At 34.5% G+C, this 17,646-nt stretch carries 20 protein-coding genes and 6 pseudogenes; 1 reads left to right on the plus strand and 25 read right to left on the minus strand.

The window, feature by feature from the left end; translation table 11 throughout:
• Positions 1 to 147: 147 nt before the first annotated feature.
• Positions 148 to 449: pseudogene (locus tag QRN68_RS18590) on the plus strand (transposase); the annotation flags it as partial.
• Between the two features lie 677 nt (positions 450 to 1,126).
• Here QRN68_RS18590 and QRN68_RS18595 read toward each other — a convergent pair.
• From QRN68_RS18595 to QRN68_RS18705, 25 genes and pseudogenes are all read right to left on the minus strand, one after another.
• Positions 1,127 to 1,390, minus strand: a complete 264-nt coding sequence (locus tag QRN68_RS18595) for a hypothetical protein (protein ID WP_285398390.1) — start codon at positions 1,388 to 1,390, stop codon at positions 1,127 to 1,129.
• Between the two features lie 272 nt (positions 1,391 to 1,662).
• Positions 1,663 to 2,070, minus strand: a complete 408-nt coding sequence (locus QRN68_RS18600) for an immunity 22 family protein (protein WP_285398391.1) — start codon at positions 2,068 to 2,070, stop codon at positions 1,663 to 1,665.
• A gap of 422 nt (positions 2,071 to 2,492) precedes the next feature.
• Positions 2,493 to 2,762, minus strand: coding sequence for an RHS repeat domain-containing protein (locus tag QRN68_RS18605; protein WP_285398392.1), 270 nt, complete (start codon positions 2,760 to 2,762; stop codon positions 2,493 to 2,495).
• Positions 2,762 to 3,214: pseudogene (locus QRN68_RS18610) on the minus strand (hypothetical protein); the annotation flags it as partial. The gene QRN68_RS18605 and the pseudogene QRN68_RS18610, both read right to left, overlap by 1 nt.
• A gap of 838 nt (positions 3,215 to 4,052) precedes the next feature.
• The gene (locus QRN68_RS18615; RefSeq protein ID WP_285398394.1) at positions 4,053 to 4,496 is read right to left on the minus strand and encodes a hypothetical protein; all 444 of its coding nucleotides are present in this window, start codon (positions 4,494 to 4,496) and stop codon (positions 4,053 to 4,055) included.
• Positions 4,497 to 4,631: 135 nt separating this feature from the next.
• The gene (locus QRN68_RS18620) at positions 4,632 to 5,069 is read right to left on the minus strand and encodes a hypothetical protein (RefSeq protein WP_285398395.1); all 438 of its coding nucleotides are present in this window, start codon (positions 5,067 to 5,069) and stop codon (positions 4,632 to 4,634) included.
• A 476-nt stretch (positions 5,070 to 5,545) separates the two neighbouring features.
• Positions 5,546 to 5,938: a hypothetical protein gene (locus QRN68_RS18625; RefSeq protein ID WP_285398396.1), complete on the minus strand. Its 393-nt coding sequence runs from the start codon at positions 5,936 to 5,938 to the stop codon at positions 5,546 to 5,548.
• A complete protein-coding gene (locus tag QRN68_RS18630) occupies positions 5,922 to 6,347 on the minus strand; it encodes a hypothetical protein (protein ID WP_285398397.1) in 426 nt (141 codons plus the stop codon). Before QRN68_RS18630 ends, QRN68_RS18625 begins: the two co-directional genes overlap by 17 nt.
• Positions 6,348 to 6,451: 104 nt before the next feature.
• Positions 6,452 to 7,129 carry a hypothetical protein gene (locus QRN68_RS18635; RefSeq protein WP_285398398.1) on the minus strand — a complete coding sequence of 226 codons (678 nt, stop codon included), beginning with the start codon at positions 7,127 to 7,129 and terminating at the stop codon, positions 6,452 to 6,454.
• 4 nt (positions 7,130 to 7,133) lie between these two features.
• Positions 7,134 to 7,490: a hypothetical protein gene (locus QRN68_RS18640; RefSeq protein ID WP_285398399.1), complete on the minus strand. Its 357-nt coding sequence runs from the start codon at positions 7,488 to 7,490 to the stop codon at positions 7,134 to 7,136.
• A gap of 234 nt (positions 7,491 to 7,724) precedes the next feature.
• Complete coding sequence (locus tag QRN68_RS18645) at positions 7,725 to 8,144, minus strand: hypothetical protein (protein WP_285398400.1); 420 nt, start codon at positions 8,142 to 8,144, stop codon at positions 7,725 to 7,727.
• A gap of 178 nt (positions 8,145 to 8,322) precedes the next feature.
• Complete coding sequence (locus QRN68_RS18650; RefSeq protein ID WP_285398401.1) at positions 8,323 to 8,535, minus strand: hypothetical protein; 213 nt, start codon at positions 8,533 to 8,535, stop codon at positions 8,323 to 8,325.
• Between the two features lie 30 nt (positions 8,536 to 8,565).
• A complete protein-coding gene (locus tag QRN68_RS18655; protein ID WP_285398402.1) occupies positions 8,566 to 9,204 on the minus strand; it encodes an RHS repeat domain-containing protein in 639 nt (212 codons plus the stop codon).
• Complete coding sequence (locus QRN68_RS18660) at positions 9,189 to 9,614, minus strand: hypothetical protein (RefSeq protein WP_285398403.1); 426 nt, start codon at positions 9,612 to 9,614, stop codon at positions 9,189 to 9,191. The genes QRN68_RS18655 and QRN68_RS18660 overlap by 16 nt, the downstream gene beginning before the upstream one ends.
• Before the next feature lie 399 nt (positions 9,615 to 10,013).
• On the minus strand, positions 10,014 to 11,129 hold the full coding sequence (locus tag QRN68_RS18665; RefSeq protein WP_285398404.1) for an ankyrin repeat domain-containing protein: 1,116 nt from the start codon (positions 11,127 to 11,129) through the stop codon (positions 10,014 to 10,016).
• 373 nt (positions 11,130 to 11,502) lie between these two features.
• Positions 11,503 to 11,745 carry a hypothetical protein gene (locus QRN68_RS18670; protein ID WP_285398405.1) on the minus strand — a complete coding sequence of 81 codons (243 nt, stop codon included), beginning with the start codon at positions 11,743 to 11,745 and terminating at the stop codon, positions 11,503 to 11,505.
• Entirely contained in the window at positions 11,736 to 12,101 is a 366-nt protein-coding gene (locus QRN68_RS27115) for a Tse2 family ADP-ribosyltransferase toxin (protein ID WP_481817468.1), read from the minus strand. The genes QRN68_RS18670 and QRN68_RS27115 overlap by 10 nt, the downstream gene beginning before the upstream one ends.
• Before the next feature lie 36 nt (positions 12,102 to 12,137).
• Positions 12,138 to 12,689: pseudogene (locus QRN68_RS27120) on the minus strand (RHS repeat domain-containing protein); the annotation flags it as partial.
• 27 nt (positions 12,690 to 12,716) lie between these two features.
• Positions 12,717 to 14,096: a hypothetical protein gene (locus QRN68_RS18680; protein WP_481817469.1), complete on the minus strand. Its 1,380-nt coding sequence runs from the start codon at positions 14,094 to 14,096 to the stop codon at positions 12,717 to 12,719.
• Positions 14,097 to 14,297: 201 nt separating this feature from the next.
• Positions 14,298 to 14,705, minus strand: a pseudogene (locus QRN68_RS27125) (hypothetical protein); the annotation flags it as partial.
• Positions 14,706 to 15,005: 300 nt separating this feature from the next.
• Positions 15,006 to 15,467 (minus strand): hypothetical protein, encoded by a 462-nt coding sequence (locus QRN68_RS18685; RefSeq protein ID WP_285398408.1) that lies wholly within the window; start codon positions 15,465 to 15,467, stop codon positions 15,006 to 15,008.
• A gap of 113 nt (positions 15,468 to 15,580) precedes the next feature.
• Entirely contained in the window at positions 15,581 to 15,886 is a 306-nt protein-coding gene (locus QRN68_RS18690) for a hypothetical protein (RefSeq protein ID WP_285398409.1), read from the minus strand.
• A gap of 297 nt (positions 15,887 to 16,183) precedes the next feature.
• Positions 16,184 to 16,714: pseudogene (locus QRN68_RS18695) on the minus strand (RNA 2'-phosphotransferase); the annotation flags it as partial.
• A gap of 46 nt (positions 16,715 to 16,760) precedes the next feature.
• Positions 16,761 to 16,931, minus strand: coding sequence for a hypothetical protein (locus tag QRN68_RS18700; RefSeq protein WP_285398410.1), 171 nt, complete (start codon positions 16,929 to 16,931; stop codon positions 16,761 to 16,763).
• 115 nt (positions 16,932 to 17,046) lie between these two features.
• Positions 17,047 to 17,646, minus strand: a pseudogene (locus QRN68_RS18705) (IS4 family transposase); the annotation flags it as partial.

Raw genomic sequence — 17,646 nt, forward strand, 5'->3', positions numbered from 1 at the left:
CCATAGGCTTTTATCGGACGAAATACATAATTTCAAACCCCTTTTTTCATTTTTTGGATTTAACTAACATAAATATTTCCATTTAGAACTTTTTCATCATTCAACCAAACACGGAATCTCACTTTCTTTCGCACAGAAAACAATTGAGATGAATATTGTTTTACACGTACTTTGAAAATCTATGTAAATGAAGATTGTACTGATTGTTTATTCCGTTCCTTCTGTACAAAAGCTAATGAAGAAAATAACAGGAAATTAATGATCAATGACAAGTGGGAAGAACAAAAAGAATATAAGCTTTCAGAAAAAAAAAACAGGTGCTATCTATCGACAACGACTAATCGATGCAGTACCAGTTTTTGGATTTATGAAAGCTAATTTGCGTTTCACTCGATTTTCTGTCCGTGGAAAATCAAAACGAAATGGGCTTTGCATTGATGGCAGTATAAACTTATTCGGTCTTTTCACATAGTCATAGAATGTAGGATTGCCCCCTGTAAGACCTATAGGGCCTATTTGCGTATACATTCCCATACTAGGATCCTAATATTGAAATATTCTTTACACCACACTCATCATTTTAAAGCCTCTCAACATACAAATTTCGTATAATCATACTCTTTTTTAGAGTGGACTTTTATTCATAAATCTTACCCACATATAACATCATCGATAAAAAATTCCAATCAATATTTTGGCCTTAAGAAAATATCCGTGTAGTTTAAAAAATAATCTACATAATGGTGAAACATCGTTCTAGCAGAATAGTCTAACTCTACACTTAAGACCGAAGAAAGAACATTAGAGAAACACTCTTTTTTATTCCATAAATTCCCTATAGATAAAGGGTTTCGATAATAGGCACTTAAAGTATCCTGTCAGATTTCGCTCATACGTTCTTTGGTCGCCTTCGACTTCCAATAGGCTTGACTTATGTACTCACGCGCTTGCCTTTTCGCTTTGGGACGAAAACGCATATGGCACCAGCCCATCTTATTCGAGTATTAAGATAAAGTTTTGGAGGAGAAAAAGGATATGTTTTAGAAGTTTTACTACCTTTATTATACTTATTCGAATATTCCTCTTGGGTAAATATTCGGAATGTAAATCTATCAGGTCTATCCTTTTAATCTATCTTCCTTAAACCATCCAATGAGCCTTTGAGTGCTTTAACAATTTCTTGTTGCATTTGTCTAATTTCTCTTATTTTAGCTCCAGATCTCCAATTTCCGGAAGAACGGAACTTTAAAGAAAGTTCATCACTTACAATAAAAGCGTCAATGTCAAAGTCCGTTGGATCAAACGAAGGACTTCCTTTATGAGGACCTTTCCTACCAGTAGCCAAAGAACCTCTATATCCGACTTTAGCATTAGTGTCTATCTTGTTCACTATTCATTCTAATCTTGCAAATAATCGGATTACGGTGTTGTGATGAGTTGTTATACCGCTGATGCTAATTATTTTGTGTTCGATCCGCACGATTTGAACTAATGTCTCCAAGTTTAACTGGTATGATATCCAAAATAAAACCACCTTTCGTAGAATATCTATATTAGCTATTCTACCTAAAGGTGGTTAATGTAGAAATCCGTCATACTATTTCCCACTTACCGTATAACCCAATTATTTTAGATTATTTTTGGTTTATCCCTACTTAAATACTAGATAGCATCAAACATTCCAATATAAGTTAGCTTATTATAAAGCTTTTCTTTATCTTTTATCATGATACCACCATCATAATACCAAAACACTGCATTCGCTTTTTCAACGCCCTTCTTTATACAAATCTCTCTAATTTTTGTTATAGTTTCTTCCATAACTGATAATTCACCTTGGTTTATCAGAATATCTAAGTCTATCTCTTGTGAGTGCTGGGTATATCCAATCCAGTCCTCATCGTAAAATACTTCCCCTATATCTTTACAAAAACTACAGATTTTATAATCTAAATCTCCTATTTCTACATCTTCTCTGTAGTCTAATTCAAAATACTCCTCATAATCCTTCTCAAAATTATTTCCTACCCAAATATGTACTTTAGATGTGTTTTGTTCTCCATAATTCATTTGTTACTACACCTCATCTTCATATGATCATCATGATTTTTATTGATTATTCCAAGTGCTTCTTCCTTCGTTTTAGCTCTCTTTAACTGTTTAATTAACATGTCATGGAATCTCTTACTTGCACTACTACTGTGATGTTTACCTGATATAATATTACCATCTCCATCAAATATACCTAAAATACTTATTTATCACCATTTAAAGGAACTACCATTTCCAACAGCTCCTCTGCTGTGAATCCTAATTCCCTCGCTTTTACAGCAATTGATACAGGAAACATCTCATGAATACCTCCTCCATTTCGTAGTGCTCTTTTAACAGATTGAATATGTTGAGAAACTTGCTCTGGAGTAGCTTTATTAAACCATTCAATAAATCCACCGTTTTTCCAAGGTGCTAGTCCGAATAAGTCTACCTCAGCATTAGGATACTAACATATCTCTATACAATGTAGGATTATTTCTCGTCAATCCTATCAGATCAATCTGCGTGTACATTCCGTCGGCTGGTGAATAATAACGGAATCTTTTATAGTACAATCCTGTTTCAATATCTTCATACTGTCCTTGATATCTAAATGGAATAAAATCTTTTACATCTGTAAATTCTTTTACCCTGCCGAATATATCAAGCTCAGCTGACCAAACTTTATTACCTTCTTCATCAAAGGATTCGACAGGCGTGATAATCACTAATAATACTGTTTAACTTCATTCGTAATTTTAGCTAAAGGTACAAACCAATCCTTAAATATCCATGTAATTAGGTTATCTACTATTTCGGAGTCAGTCTGTAAAGAAGATTCAACTAGATTTTCAACTTTATCTAAATCATTCTGCCTGAAATACTCGTGTAGGATCGTATTCTCATCCCAGACGAAACTCATAGTTTTCTCGTCAGAACGCTTCTCTATTCGTCTACCTAGCGGGTCATAGTTGAAAGTAACTTCTGTGTTGTCAGGCTTGATGACTTTCTCCATCATGCCATTGCCGTTATATTCGTACCTCCACGTATCACCATTCTTTTCGACTTTTTGAATCAGATTCCCTTCCTCATCATAAAAGAATGTGGCCTCTCTTGTTTCAAGCAATCTACTTCCAGCACCATAGACACGGTCTGTCTTTTCTTTCGTTTCATACAGATTCCCGACATCATCGACACTACGGTGTAAGAAGTCAAATTGACCTCCTTAATTGGACCAAACTAGGTTACTGAATTCATCGTAACCATAAGTAACTTTTACGCCAGTTAACTCATTTACCATGCTTCGTAAGCAGTAATTGACATCCCAATTATAGACTCGTCTTCGTGTATGACGGCCCTGACTACTTATTCGATGGTGTATTGGTCTACCAGTTATGTCATACTGCCATTTGCTGATGACATTATAATGACATCTCCGGGTAAGATTCTCTCAATCTCTTGACCAAGTGCATTGCTGCTGTCCAATGTTCTTGCTCTGAGCGAAAAGCCGTGATTTGCGACACATTTCCAATTTCATTACGACCAACATCGATTTTTGCACCTAAGCTACTCGTAATCTGTGAACGGTTGCCTAGTTCAAATTAAGTTATAAGATTATAATGAGGTAAGCGTTGACTATATTTTAGGGAAAACTAATGAGAGAAAACCTTATCCGAAAAGCAAATAATTTCTTAAATTAAAAAGAGTAGGACTTAAAACCAATTTGGTTTTTTGACTACTCTTTTGCTTGTTTTGTTCTATTTTTAGTTGAGATTATTATTCACTCAGAGCGATATTCATATTATAGAAAAGAGTTTTGACCGTCTAGTGTGCTAGTTCCGTACGAACTGGCTCTAACCTTGTCATGTCTTTTTATACCGTTATGAAAGTGGTTGCCATATTTCTAAATTTACTGACTTTTTATGTCATAACGAATCTATTTTTATACGGGCTTAGATTTTTATTTTACTAAACTAATATCCACTTTTTTAGGATTGATCCGATCTCAAAATGGCGAATCAAACAGTGATATAATGCGATAACTCTTCGGTATGTTTAGAAATCCAGTTTCTTTTCTCTAATTCAATTAACAATTCTTTAGTAGCAGCTTTTAAGGATTTTTCAAATTCTATCAAGTCGCATTCACATTCAGTCATTGATAGTATAGTACCCTGTTTTATTTGCACGAATTGAAATTTTAATAAACCATTTTTATTTACTACATCAGTTTTAAATGGTCCGTCAAAAAAACTTAATTGGAAGGTAGTCTCATCTGAATTGTTTTTTATTTTTTCAAAAGCTTGATTCCAATCAATCAAGACATCAACAATATAATCTATCCAATTTACTTTTTTTATTTTTGGAAAAACATTATTCCCGTAGGAAAAATACACCTCTCCAACAATCACATCCTGTTGATACTTTACTAAACTTGAAAGATTAATATTTACAATAACCTCCATCTAATACACCTCAGTGAAAATTTTTTGAATATTATCAACGATATTTTAGACTTCTATTTTTATACGGGCTTAGATTTTTACTTTTCTAAACTAATATCCACTTTTTTAGAATTGATCCGATCTCAAAATGGCGAATCAAACAGTGATGTAATGCGATAACTCTTCGGTTTGTTTGGAAATCCAGTTTCTTTTCTCTAATTCGATTAACAATTCTTTTGTAGCATCTTTTAAAGACTTTTCAAATTCTAACAAGTCGCATTCACATTCACATACTATTTTTGTTTTATCATATATTTCTTGAAAGAATTGGAATTTTAACAAACCATTTATATTTATTACATTTGCTCTAAATGGTCCATTAAAAAATTTTAATTGAAAAGCAGTCTCATCTGAACTATTTTTCATTTTTTCAAGAGCCTCATTCCAATCAGTTAAGACCCAAACAATAAAATCTGACCATTTTTCTTTTTTTTCTTTCGGAAAAACTGTTTCTTTGAAAGAAAAATACACCTCTCCAACAATCAAGTCATGGTACTTTACCAAACTAGATGTGTTAATATTTACATTAATCATCATATTAAATTCCTTTCTATAGATACCTACAGTGTATTATAGGTTTACAATAATCCAATCAACCTAGGCAAGTAGTCTTACCGTCTTTATATTTTTTAAAGCCTTCACTAGGTGTATCAAAATATGAAGTGAAATCACTATTTATATGCTGGGTTTTCGAATTATGTAAGTCTTACTGACCTTGAAAACATCCTTAACGTGAGAATTAACAATATAAATAAAATCATGCTCATCTTCAACGTAAGGTCTAGTATTTAATGATCTAATCTTTTTATCAAAATTTTCTTTTGTAGGGAGCGGGGCGATTACAGGCGTAATAAATGGAATCCGTTTTGATGACTGCCTTACCTAGGAAATGGTAGTAAATAATTTATGGAATGTAAGAAACGCGATGAAAAGTGTAAGAAACAGGATGTGAGAGATGATCAACATCCTGTTTGCTTATATTTTTATTGTCTGCTTGAATTTGGTCTCACTCAAGATTTAATCCAATTGAGTATTAGGCTTTCAATCTCTATTAAGTTTTTTTCATTTAACACACAATTGATTACTAATTCATCATTATGATTATCCATCGTACTATTTATCCAATGAGAAAGTTCTTGTTGGTCTCCCATATCTGTCTGAAGTATTCTGATAATTTTTTCATTTTTTAATGATTTTGCAGAAAAAATGGGATTTGCATTCATCATACTTTTCCCTTTCGAAAATTTAGTGTTGTAAAAAGGAGAAATCCATTCATTTTTATTTTTACTGTTTTTATCTAAAATGCTTAGAAAAAAATCAATCCAGAATTGCTCTAACTCAGCATAAACATATTCATCTTCTAAATAAGTATTGAATTTCTGAAATTTATGGTGTGGAATCATTTACAAACCCCCCCTTTCCTTTTGCAGGTGATGGATCAGGAACAAAAGTTTTTCCCGTTTTTACTTCAACGTCCACTCTTTCATGTTTTGTATTTTTTACTTGATAAGTATTTGAAACAGGAGCATCAACCCCATTAACATTTCCAGCATTATTAATAAATTTTCGTGCCTTTTCGAATTCTGTTTTTCTTAATTTTCTATCCGTTTCGCTTAACTTAACCTCTAACTCATCCACCATCGCTAATCCCTCAGAAACTGTTGAAGGGGTATCACGATTCCAAGCTACGGATTCTTCTAATTTGGAACCTTGCGCTTGAATTCTGCCTCTATGTTTAGCTAAACCAAAAGGGGCTATCTCAAAATCCGGGTCGCTCACATAAGCATACAATGTCGGATTCTGTCCAGCCAAACCTATTGGATCAGGCTGTGTATACTAAATGACTCGCTTTTGACATGCTTTTTATTTTGCAAAGCTCGATATATTGGGACTTCTCTTTTGTATCATTTAATAGTTTACAATTCCTCTGAATCAACTAATTCATCTTTTAAATAGGTTATTTCTTCATTTAAGAAAACGCTGATTCCTAAATCACGATTTTCTGTGTTTTTTTTAAAACTTATTATCTCATCTATTAAATTTTGTATTTCAACTACATCATTCTGATTGTAAGTGTAAATTTTAAAATATAATTTAATGAGATCAGATTTTGTTTCTGCTTCTAAATTGTATAGATCGTTGTTTATGTTTTGGTAATTAAATGTTGATGTTTTTTCAAGAATCAAATATTTTAAAGTCATTTGTTCATCAAAAACTATAAATACATCTTCTGTTAATTCCCTGAAAATATAACTTTCAGCTAAATAAAGTTCATTTTCAATAGAATATGAAAAAATAATAGTATCCTTATATAGAAATTGACGTACATTATCAAGTTTTTTGTTTTTATCCAAAAAAACTTGAAAATTTAATTCTATCTTTTCTTTTTGTTTTCCACCTAATACTTTTAGTACTTTAGGTTCGTTTTGTAGAATTTTAGAACCTGAATTATAGAGTAGCTGAATGTTTAGTTTACAAACATTTCCGAATCTATCTGCTTTCCAATAATCTTGTATTTCATCAGAAGCATAAACTGATTCTCCCCACTCTATACAGTAGTAACCACCATTAACTATTTTTGTTATATTATTCATAGTTTCATTCTATTTGAGTAATTGCGGGCTTATCAGTTATAGACTTAATGTCTTGATACACTCCGGCAGCATCAGACTTGCCATATGCGGTTATTATGCCAGAGTCCTTTCCACTAACTACAACAACATCTCCATCTTTATAGAATAGTAAATGATTATTGTTCTTATGATAAAAAATATTATCTGGATTGTCGAGTATATCCTTGATAACATCATGATTTATAGGAAGAAATAATATCAATATATTCTTGATATTCAGAAGGTATAGACAAGGATCTACCAATTTATTTACATCACCAACATACCCGTAGAAAGTAGGATTATTTCTAGCTAATCCAATCGGGTCTTGTTGGGTGTCCATACCCATTTCTGGGTCATAATAGCGAAAGCAATTATAGTATAATCCCGTTTACAAATCATGGTATTGACCTAGGAATCTAAATGGAATAAAACCCTGCTCTCCGGTTAGTTCTCTAACCTTTCCATACATATCCAGCTCCATTGACCATACAAGCTTGCCTTGACTGTCATAGGCAAGCTTAGAACACCTAGATAGTTAGAATTAAAGTCGACAACTAGGGTATTGCATATCAATTTATTTTACTATGGAGATTTTTTCAGGGTTATGTATTGGAATTTTAATTTTAATACCCTTTGTACTTGTTACTTGAATAGAATCATTTTCTAATTCTGCTTTTATAAAAGGATTACTATTATCTAAAAATAAGAACCAAATTAATTTTCCTGTTTTATCATTCAATTGAACAATACCGTCTCCTCCAAAACTACCTTCTCCAATGCTTACAGTAAAATCATCTGTTTCATACTTTTTCAATATATCAAAATGACATACGGAATCTCCATCATTGTACTTGAAAAAACTTTCAATTGTCGATTTGCATAACACTCTTATCCATTCGTTGTTATTATCTAAAACTAGTATATCTTCATTAGAAAAGAAAAAAGCATTAATTAATGGACACTCAAAATTTTCAATCAACTTATTTATACTCATAAAATCTCCTTTTTTTACAAGGAACTATAGGTTTCTCTTTCAATCCTTTATCAGGAACAACTCCACCTGCTTTTTTGTTCCTTATGTCGTTAAACCGTTCTTTGAATTTCTGTCCCCAAGTCTTCCCTGTTGTAGAATCAGGATGTATGTCTTCTGCTTTTACAACATTAACTTCAAGTTATTCTATTCCTGCATTTTGAGCAGAGAGTAATCTTCTATTGTCGTAAGATACCAGTTGTCCATCAACTTCTATAACATTTATTGGTGTATACTTAGATGCATCAAATACCCTTACTTCTGATACAGTCCTTTGTGAGAAATTAATGTCATTTGGATTTACAAATATGGTTTCCAACCCAAACACATCAATCCATGTGTTAGGATCTTTCACATATCCGTATAGTGTAGGATTCCCACCAACCTACCCAATCGGGTCTTGTTGAGTGTACATTCCCATATCAGGTGAATAGTGTCTAAATCGATTATAGTATAACCGTGTTTTCAAATCATGGTATTGACCTTGGAAACGAAATGGAATAAAGTCCACTGAGAATTCTTCTTTACAAGTATAGCCACCTATTTTTTCATTATCTGTGAATTCTTTCACTCTTCCATATATATCAAGTTCTGCTGACCATATTAGTGAACCACACTCATCATAAGCACTTACAGGTGTGCCTAGATGGTCGGTTATAATACTGTAACTACCTTCACTTGTTAGTTTGGCTGTTGGGATAAAGGTGTCTGCATCAAATATCCATGTTGTCAGCTCTTCTTTTGTCGGTTGGGACGGGTTACTCTCTTTTGTTATGTTCCATTCGTGCAAGATAGTGTTGCCATCCCATAGAAATTTTGTTACTTTGGCTACTCGTCGTCCGAGCGGGTCATACATAAAGTGAACTTCTTTTAAAATAGATTTATCCTGTGAAAAACTTATAGCTTTAGACATCATGCCATTTCCGTTATATTCGTACTTCCACGTATAACCATTCTTCTCAACCTTCTGAATCAGATTACCTTCATCATCATAAGAGAATGTGGCCTCTATCGTTTCAAGCAATCTACTTCCGGCACCATAGACACAATCTGTCTTTTCTTTTCTCTTGTTTCATACATATTCCCGACATCGTCTACACTGCGGTGTAAGAAATCAAATTGACCGCCTTGGTTGGACCAAACGAGGTTACTGAATTCATCGTAACCATAGGTAACTTTTATACCTGTTAACTCGTTGACCATGCTTCTTAAGCGATGATTGACGTCCCAATTATACGCACGTCTTCGTGTATCCAGGTTTTGACTACTTATTCGGTGGTGTGTTGGTCTACCTGTTACATCATATTGCCAGTTGCTAATGACATCCCCTGGCAAGATTTTTTCTATCTCTTGACCGAGTTCATTGTACTGCATGGATGCTGTCCACTGTTCTCGCTCTGAGCGAGAAGCCGTGATTTGCGGCACATTCCCCATTTCATTACGAGCTACATCAATTTTTGCACCTAAGCTACTCGTAATCTGTGAACGGCTGCCTAATCCATCATAGCTACTTGCAATCCACTAGTCATTCTGCCTATTCCCTGATTACTTGTCCAGATGTGTCCCGCTCAAACTTTACGGACACATGCTCATTCTCAGTCTCCAATAACAAGCCATTTTCGTCATAGCCAAACGTTTCCCAAGCGACATCTTCCCTATACCGTCGTGCAGATACGCTTTCAAAATATTACCTGGACGATGAATCAAAAGATAATAATTTTGTTGATTGTTCAAATTAAAACACCTCCTGAAAATTAGACTTCTGGTCTAACTTTCAGGAGGTGGTAAACTCTTTTTTCGGTATACACTCAAAGTATTACTCTTCAAGTTATACTATACCTTTAAGGAGACTTTTCCCCATTTCGCTGTTCGATGTTTCTTTAACCAATTTTCCAGTTTACTTCCCTTAGGGCAACCTGTTTTCGGATATTTAATAGGAATGAGTAGCAACAAATTCACTTCATCATCAACTTCATCAATTTGCACTGAATTAGGATTAAACTGATAATCAGTTAAAATAAATGCATCTATATTTTCTGGCCATTCAAGTTGATTCCATTTAGTATCAGTCTTTTCAATAACCATCCCTTCATGCAGTTCATTTCCATCTAACCTATATTCCCCCAACAAAAATATTAATTGTACAGGAAAAGATTCAACATACTTTACATCAACTAGTTGAAGATTTATCGGCCAATCATACGGGACACTCATCATCAATTCAATTCTTGGTAAGGATTCAAAAACACCAATTGTAAATATTAACTTGAATTTCTTGTCATTTTTTATTAAGGCTGTTCTTATGTCTATAGTATTTTTTGTTAACACTGTAGATAATATTGAACCAACATTATTATAAATGTGCGCTAAAATGCCGTCTCCTCTTTCATTCTTTAAATCAATTTGTTCTTGTGCTGATAATCCACCTCTTGACTTCAATAACTCAACAATGTCTTGATGTCCATATACGGAAGCCAAATCTAAAGGAGTTTGATTAAATCTACGATGTAATCTATTTACATCTGCTCCATTATCTACGAGATATTCAACAATATCGAAATGGTTCTCAATGGATGCTGATGCTAAAGGGGTGATAAGCCCTCTACTATCTCCATCTATCCATGCCCCCCTTGATACAAATATTTTTAGGCTTTCTAAGTCACCATGCCCAGCAAAATAATGTAATGGTGTATGAAAAACGCAGTCCACGACATTAATATCAACCCCAGAATCAATTAAATAGTTGCATATATCTTTTCTTTCAAGAAAAGCAGCATAATGCAATAAACTCTCATTTTTCTTCTCATCTCCATAAACAGGAACTTGAATAAATTCAGGATATTTAGTCAATATATTTTCCAAATTTTTGATATCATTCTCGCGGATTGAGGCATAAATTTTATAAAAAATTTCTTCGTTTTCCAGAAATATTTGTTCTAATTTAGTCATCGAAAAAGTGTCCTTTCTTAGCTTCTTCGCCCAGTTTTTTCAGCGCTGCTTCAACAGCTGGTTTCCCGTCTTTATTAACTTTTACAAGTGTATCATGTACATACTACGCTGCTTTTTTTAGTATGTGCGCCACCATCATTTTGCGCCCAAGTAAAGTTTCGAATTTGTCTCATTCAAATATCAGCAGATTTAATATAAATTAAAGTAAAAAACCTTGAAAGGCAATAAGCCAATCAAGGTCTGATCCTATCACCAGCTCCCTTTATCAAAGTCTTCATTATCAATTTCTTCAATGTATACCGAAATCCATAATACAGTATTTTCCACAGGGTCAGTATAAAGATTATTCTTTGAAAAGAATATAGAATTTAGATTAGAAAATTGATGAGTCAGGATTACAAAATCCAACTACAAAATCCATCAATTCCAAAAATATATCCTCTTTTGTTTCAGAATCGCTTGTTTCTCTTAATTTTTTTAAGTTTTCCAGCATCGAATCTTTACTCATTCCTTTTTCTTTAAAACTTTTCAAAATTCCATGAAGAGCATGTAAACTATATTCATGTTTTTCTATTTCCTCAGGCAATATTTTAAGGAATTCAATATCTAATGACATGGTACTCTCTCCCATTTAGACTGTGTTTCTTCTAAAGCTTTTTGATACTCCTCAAATGGCATAGTTCTAGTTGGTTGGATAGTTCCGTGACCTGGTTTATCAGGAACATGAACCAAGTCTGAACCTAAGTCACCAGTATTCATCTTCCAGACTGGATCTTTACCCTCTCCACCAAATCCTGGTGGTCTACGATGTGGTGGTAAATCTTCTGGACTTGGTGAAACAGACATGCCACCTGTTCTTGGATGAACCATTCCATCCGAATCAATAGGTATATCTCCACCAGGCTTACCCGGTCTTGCACCCAAAGTTCTTGCCGATTCTCCTAACATAGGCTTTCCATTACTATCCCTCATCCCCCTATATATATCAATTCCCGAAAGTCCTAACGGATCAATGTATGATATCGGATTACTTACATACGTATATAAGTTTCTTCCACCCGCAAGTCTAATTGGGTCTTGCTGTGTATACTGCCCCATCTCTGGGTCATAATAACGGAATCTATTATAATACAATCCACTGCTCAAATCGTGATACTGCCCTTGATAACGGAACGGAATAAAGTCTTTCACACCAGTAAATTCATTCACTCTACCGTAGATATCAAGCTCAGCTGACCAAACCCTATTACCTTGTTCATCATAGGCTTCAACAGGCGTTCCTAAATAATCACTAAGAATACTGTAGTTACCTTCACTCGTAATTTTAGCTGAAGGTACGAACCCATCATTAAATACCCATGTGACTAGACTATCCTTTTCTATTTCAACTGAATCATACTCTGAAAAATACTCATGTAGGATAGTATTACCATCCCAAACAAAGCTTGTTGTCTTTTCTTCAGAACACTTTTCTATCCGTCTACCCAGCGAGTCATACTTGAAAGTAACTTCGGTATTGTCTGGTCTGATAACCTTCGCCATCATGCCATTGCCAAAGTATTCGTACTTCCACGTATCACCATTCTTTTAGACTTTCTGAACCAGATTTCCTTCCACATCGTAAGAGAATGTTGCCTCGCTCGTTTCAAGTAATCTGCTTCCAGTACCATAGACACGATCTGTCTTTTCTCTTGTTTCATACAAATTCCCGACATCATCGACACTACGATGCAAGAAGTCAAATTGACCGCCTTGATTGGACCAGACGAGGTTACTGAATTCATCGTAACCATAGGTAACTTTTATACCTGATAACTCGTTCATCATGCTTCGTAAGCGATGATTGACGTCCCAATTATACACGCGTCTTCGGGTGTCACGGTTTTGACTACTTATTCGATGGTGTGTTGGTCTACCTACTACATCATACTGCCATTTGCTGATGACATCTCCTGGTAATATTCTTTCAATCTCTTGGCCAAGTTCATTGTACTGCATTGATGCTGCCCATTGTTCTTGCTCTGAGTGAGAAGCCGTGATTCGCGACACATTCCCCATCTCATTACGAGCAACATCAATTTTTGCACCGAGGCTACTAGTAATCTGTGAACGATTACCTAATTCATCATAACTACTCGCAATCCAATGGTCATTCTGCCACTCTTTGATCACTTGTCCAGATGGGTCTAGCTCTAGCTTTACGGCCACATGCTCATTTTCAGTCTCAATTAACGAACCATTTTTGTCATAACCAAACGTTTCCCAGGTACCATCATAGTATTCAGATCGAATGACATTTCCTAAATTATCATGTTGATAGGCTGTCCAACGATCACCTGGGCGTTGAATTCTCTGAACCAATCCTGCCAGACTTCGCTCATACGTTCTTTCCATCTCATCAAAGCCGACTTCCTTAATGATGTTCCCTTTCATATCGCGTTCAAACTGATACGTTTCGCCTCTTTCGTTGATCACAGCGTTTAACTGCTCTTCTGTATCATAGGCGTTGTACTTCAATTGAACGTCGTTTCCATCTGAAAGATTTGCTCTTACAAGGCGATTCAAGTTATCATAATGGAATTTCTCTGTGGCCCCTAGCGGATTGGTCGTTGTTGTGCAGTTACCTCGACGGTCATACGCCCATGTCAAACTTGTCCCGTCAGGTAATGTCACTTGACTCAAGTTTAGATCAGCATCATAAGCTAAGCTTACCACATGGCCTTGCGCATTCGTCACCGTTTCGATTAAATAATGCTCATTATAGGAAAAATTAGTCTTTGTGCTATCTTCCAAAACATTTGCCTGTAATGTCCCATCTTCATTATAAATCCATTGACGACTTCCACCCTCTGCATTTACAACTTGAATCAGCCTATCTTTCTCATCATACTGAGAGGAGAAGATACTGCCATCTGCACGAGTAATCGTCACTGGATTTGCCCACTCATCATAGCTATATGCCGTCACACGGTCATCTTCATCTACTTCTAGGAGTAATTCAAAGTCCTCATTATATTGATAGCTAACTTCACTACCATCTGGATGAACAATTTTCGTACAGGGGTTATCTTCGTTAAAATAGTAGTAACTCTTATGGCCTAAGCTATTCGTAATTTCGTTATAGCCCTCATGATAGGAAAGTTCACCTGCAAGGACATTGCCATCTCCCCATGTTTTGATTACTCGTGTACCTGTCGTTGGGCCATCATAGCGCCAGAAGAAGCTATTTTTATTGCGGTCTATTTTTTGCATCATTAAGTGATTGTTATATTTTATATGTGTACTTTGCCCTAACGCATCTTGAATTTCGATTAAATCCTGCCCATTATTGTAAACATAGCGAACTAAGACTTCACGACTCGTCTGGTGACGTAGGGCGACTTCTGTCATTCTGCCTGCCTCATTAGTCGTAACCTCGAGCACTCTACCAACACTGTCGGTTACTTGAGATAGGAACCCTTTAAAGTTATACGCAAATTGAATATGATGGTCTTGTTCATTTCTTACTTCTTTTAACCGGTATTTTTTCTCTGTTGTTTGTTCAAATACATAAATCAATCGTGTATCATGCTCAAATAGATGATACTCCCAAACGGTTTCCTAATACAAATATTTACTTTGCAATCAACAAATAGTAATTCTATTGCAGATGTGTGAAGCGACATCACGTCATTTCTTTATCTTTTTTCCAATTATCCATAAACCCTTTAAAATTAAACTTATAGCGGCTTTGGTTTCCCGTGCCAAAAAATTCTGTTTGAGATTAAATAGTAAATTCTTTACAAAAAAAACATATGTAAAGAAAGAATTATTGACATCTTCTTTACACATGTTTTGTTTGGAATTTTATAGATTTAGACTTTGAATTATGCCTAATCAACTAATTGTTTTTATAGTCATTTCCTCTGGTTTGTTAATATTTATCACATAAATTAAACCCGAGGTTGAATATGCTTTTAATAAATTATCTTCTAGCTCAAGTTTATTAAATGGATTCGAATCCGTTGAAAAGAATGCCCATATCAAATTATTATTCATGTCAACATTAGCAATAAACCCTTCATTACCCATGCCACCTTCACCACAAATAAATATTTTATCATTATGTTGTTGAACTTGTGGGTGTTTCTCAATCTCACACCAGATGTCTTCATTAAAAGACATTATACTTTCTAAAGAGGTTTCACATATGGGATTTATAAAGTACTTTGAAGTATTTCCATCAATAACTTCATAAGAATCCATAATGATAACTTTACCTGATATACAAATAATACCATCCACACCCGGAAGTTGATTATTTTTCCAATTATTCTGTATAACTCCATTTATTTTCATTTTAATCTCCTTATTTAATATTACGATCATTTTGGACATACAATTTTAGGTTGTTTTGAAGTACCTTCTGGTGGCAATTTAATCTTTGGAAGATCTGGTCTTTTAGGAGGTCTCTAATTTAGTTTCTTACGTAGGTTACTTCCGAAAGTTCCACCGTCAGGTCTAGGAGCATCCAGATCAACTATTTTTATAGGTACTTCCGTTACTCCTGCCCTTTGAGCCGCAAGTAATCTTCTATTATCCAAACTAACTCTTGTTCCATTAACTTCTGCAACCTCAAGAGGTGATTCTATCCACCTCCATTCACCGTTTCTCATCAATCTTTCATATTTGAGGACTTGATTACCGACATATCCTTGAGAAAAATTCAATGTCCTTGGATCAACCCATTCAATATTCAATCCAAAAAAATCTACCATATTATTCGGGTCATTTACGTAACCATATAGCGTAGGATTTCCACCGGCAAGCTCAATCGGGTCTGGAAAAAAATCCCCATTAGATAAACAGATTTTATTTTTTAATCTGTCTACCTAATAGGGAGCATATCAGTACCGGAGGTGCCTGGTTATTTATATGCGTTATTTGATTACGGGCTTACAATCAAAACAAGAAAAAACACATGTACATGGAATAATACCATATACATGTGTTTTCATATTTCTACAATAAAGATACCCTCTCCATGTTGTAGATTTCTGTGCTGTTAAATAATTTTAGTGACTGATAAAATCATACAGTATAGCATCTGCTAACCATATCATTTCATGCGCAAAATAAAATTTCACACCATTTTTATATGCATCTTCCGAATTGATTTTCAAAACTATAGGGTCAGTGTCTCTTCTTTTACCTACTAAGATAGCAGTATGGATGTCTTCAGATAAATGAACATATTGCCTTGTTTTAGGAACCAAGCCATTCTTCATTATCGACTCAAGAAAACGACGACTAGTTCCATGATAAAGTGTGCTAGGTGGCTTCATTTCCTTTTTTTGAATTTTCATAGGAATCGAATGTCCATAAAATGCACTTATTTTATCATCTACAATTTCATAACGCTTCTTTTCTGACTTCTCAATCATTTTTTTCAAATCATTAATCTCAATGCGTGACCATTTATCAGACCTTCTTAATGATTCTAACAATTTATCAACTAAAACCCATCCATTAGCATCTAACTCTAATTCATACTCCTCCGGAGAATGCCGTAGAGCATATGCCACCTCTTTACTAAGTTTATCATATTTCCTTTACCTTACAGCTCCTTGAATCCTTAAATTCAACTTCTTTTCAATTGTTTTTATCCATTTTTTCATCAATTATTCTAAGTCCATCTGGCAAAATAAGATTGTATTCTTGAACCACAACTTCAATACCTTCATCATAACATTCAAGAAAACAATCCTTAAATCCTTTTACAACCAGTGTCTTTTGCGGATTCAAAAAGTCAGAATCAATCACTTCACAAAAACACGTATCCAATAAATTTTTGTTAAAATAGACAAGAGCACAAAGACCAAATTTGACTACATTTTTAAAAATATAAGAAATATCAATGTATAATTAACTTATTTACTCAACTTTCGCACCCTGAAAGATCAAGACATTGCTTGAAATAACTAGGCAGAGCTGCTAACCATTTGTTCATTTGACTTTTAAAAATGTCCATGTTTAAAACAACTTTAGCTTCTGCTAAAGTTTGAAAAATATCAATCAGTGATTGGAGAGCTGTGAGATAATCCATGTCTATAACATCTTCACACAGCACATAAAATAAATTACCAAATGTCTTTGGATCAGCTTCTTTTCGCATTTGCCAGGCTATCAAAATATAACGGGTAAAAATAATCGTTGTATGGCTAATCAATAAATCATATGAACGCCCTTGAAACTCTTTTTCTAACTGTAGCAGTGATTTATTGCATTTAAAAAACACTTCAATATCCCAACGCATGCCGTAAATGCGAATGATTTCTTCATTGTCGAGCGTCGTATCTGTACTCAAAATAGCGACCCATTCACTGCGTTTATTGCGATTACGGATAAAGAGAATTTTCGCTGGAATCCCGTTATCTAATGCCACTTGAACGGAACCTAAAATGTCTTTCTTGCCCATCATAGGTTTGACCTGTCGGTATAATTCCGGCAATGTGTAGCGCTCTCCTTCAAACTGGTA

Source organism: Lysinibacillus sp. fls2-241-R2A-57 (genome assembly GCF_030209535.1).
GTDB lineage: Bacteria > Bacillota > Bacilli > Bacillales_A > Planococcaceae > Lysinibacillus.

Excerpts from the sequence above, each read along its gene's own strand:
- QRN68_RS18600 (WP_285398391.1), bottom strand. The coding sequence starts at position 2,070 with ATGAATTATGGAGAACAAAACACATCTAAAGTACATATTTGGGTAGGA.
- QRN68_RS18615 (WP_285398394.1), bottom strand. The coding sequence starts at position 4,496 with ATGGAGGTTATTGTAAATATTAATCTTTCAAGTTTAGTAAAGTATCAA.
- QRN68_RS18620 (WP_285398395.1), bottom strand. The coding sequence starts at position 5,069 with ATGATTAATGTAAATATTAACACATCTAGTTTGGTAAAGTACCATGAC.
- QRN68_RS18625 (WP_285398396.1), bottom strand. The coding sequence starts at position 5,938 with ATGATTCCACACCATAAATTTCAGAAATTCAATACTTATTTAGAAGAT.
- QRN68_RS18635 (WP_285398398.1), bottom strand. The coding sequence starts at position 7,129 with ATGAATAATATAACAAAAATAGTTAATGGTGGTTACTACTGTATAGAG.
- QRN68_RS18640 (WP_285398399.1), bottom strand. The coding sequence starts at position 7,490 with ATGGACACCCAACAAGACCCGATTGGATTAGCTAGAAATAATCCTACT.
- QRN68_RS18645 (WP_285398400.1), bottom strand. The coding sequence starts at position 8,144 with ATGAGTATAAATAAGTTGATTGAAAATTTTGAGTGTCCATTAATTAAT.
- QRN68_RS18660 (WP_285398403.1), bottom strand. The coding sequence starts at position 9,614 with ATGGGGAATGTGCCGCAAATCACGGCTTCTCGCTCAGAGCGAGAACAG.
- QRN68_RS18665 (WP_285398404.1), bottom strand. The coding sequence starts at position 11,129 with ATGACTAAATTAGAACAAATATTTCTGGAAAACGAAGAAATTTTTTAT.
- QRN68_RS18670 (WP_285398405.1), bottom strand. The coding sequence starts at position 11,745 with ATGTCATTAGATATTGAATTCCTTAAAATATTGCCTGAGGAAATAGAA.
- QRN68_RS27115 (WP_481817468.1), bottom strand. The coding sequence starts at position 12,101 with ATGAGGGATAGTAATGGAAAGCCTATGTTAGGAGAATCGGCAAGAACT.
- QRN68_RS18685 (WP_285398408.1), bottom strand. The coding sequence starts at position 15,467 with ATGAAAATAAATGGAGTTATACAGAATAATTGGAAAAATAATCAACTT.
- QRN68_RS18690 (WP_285398409.1), bottom strand. The coding sequence starts at position 15,886 with ATGGTAGATTTTTTTGGATTGAATATTGAATGGGTTGATCCAAGGACA.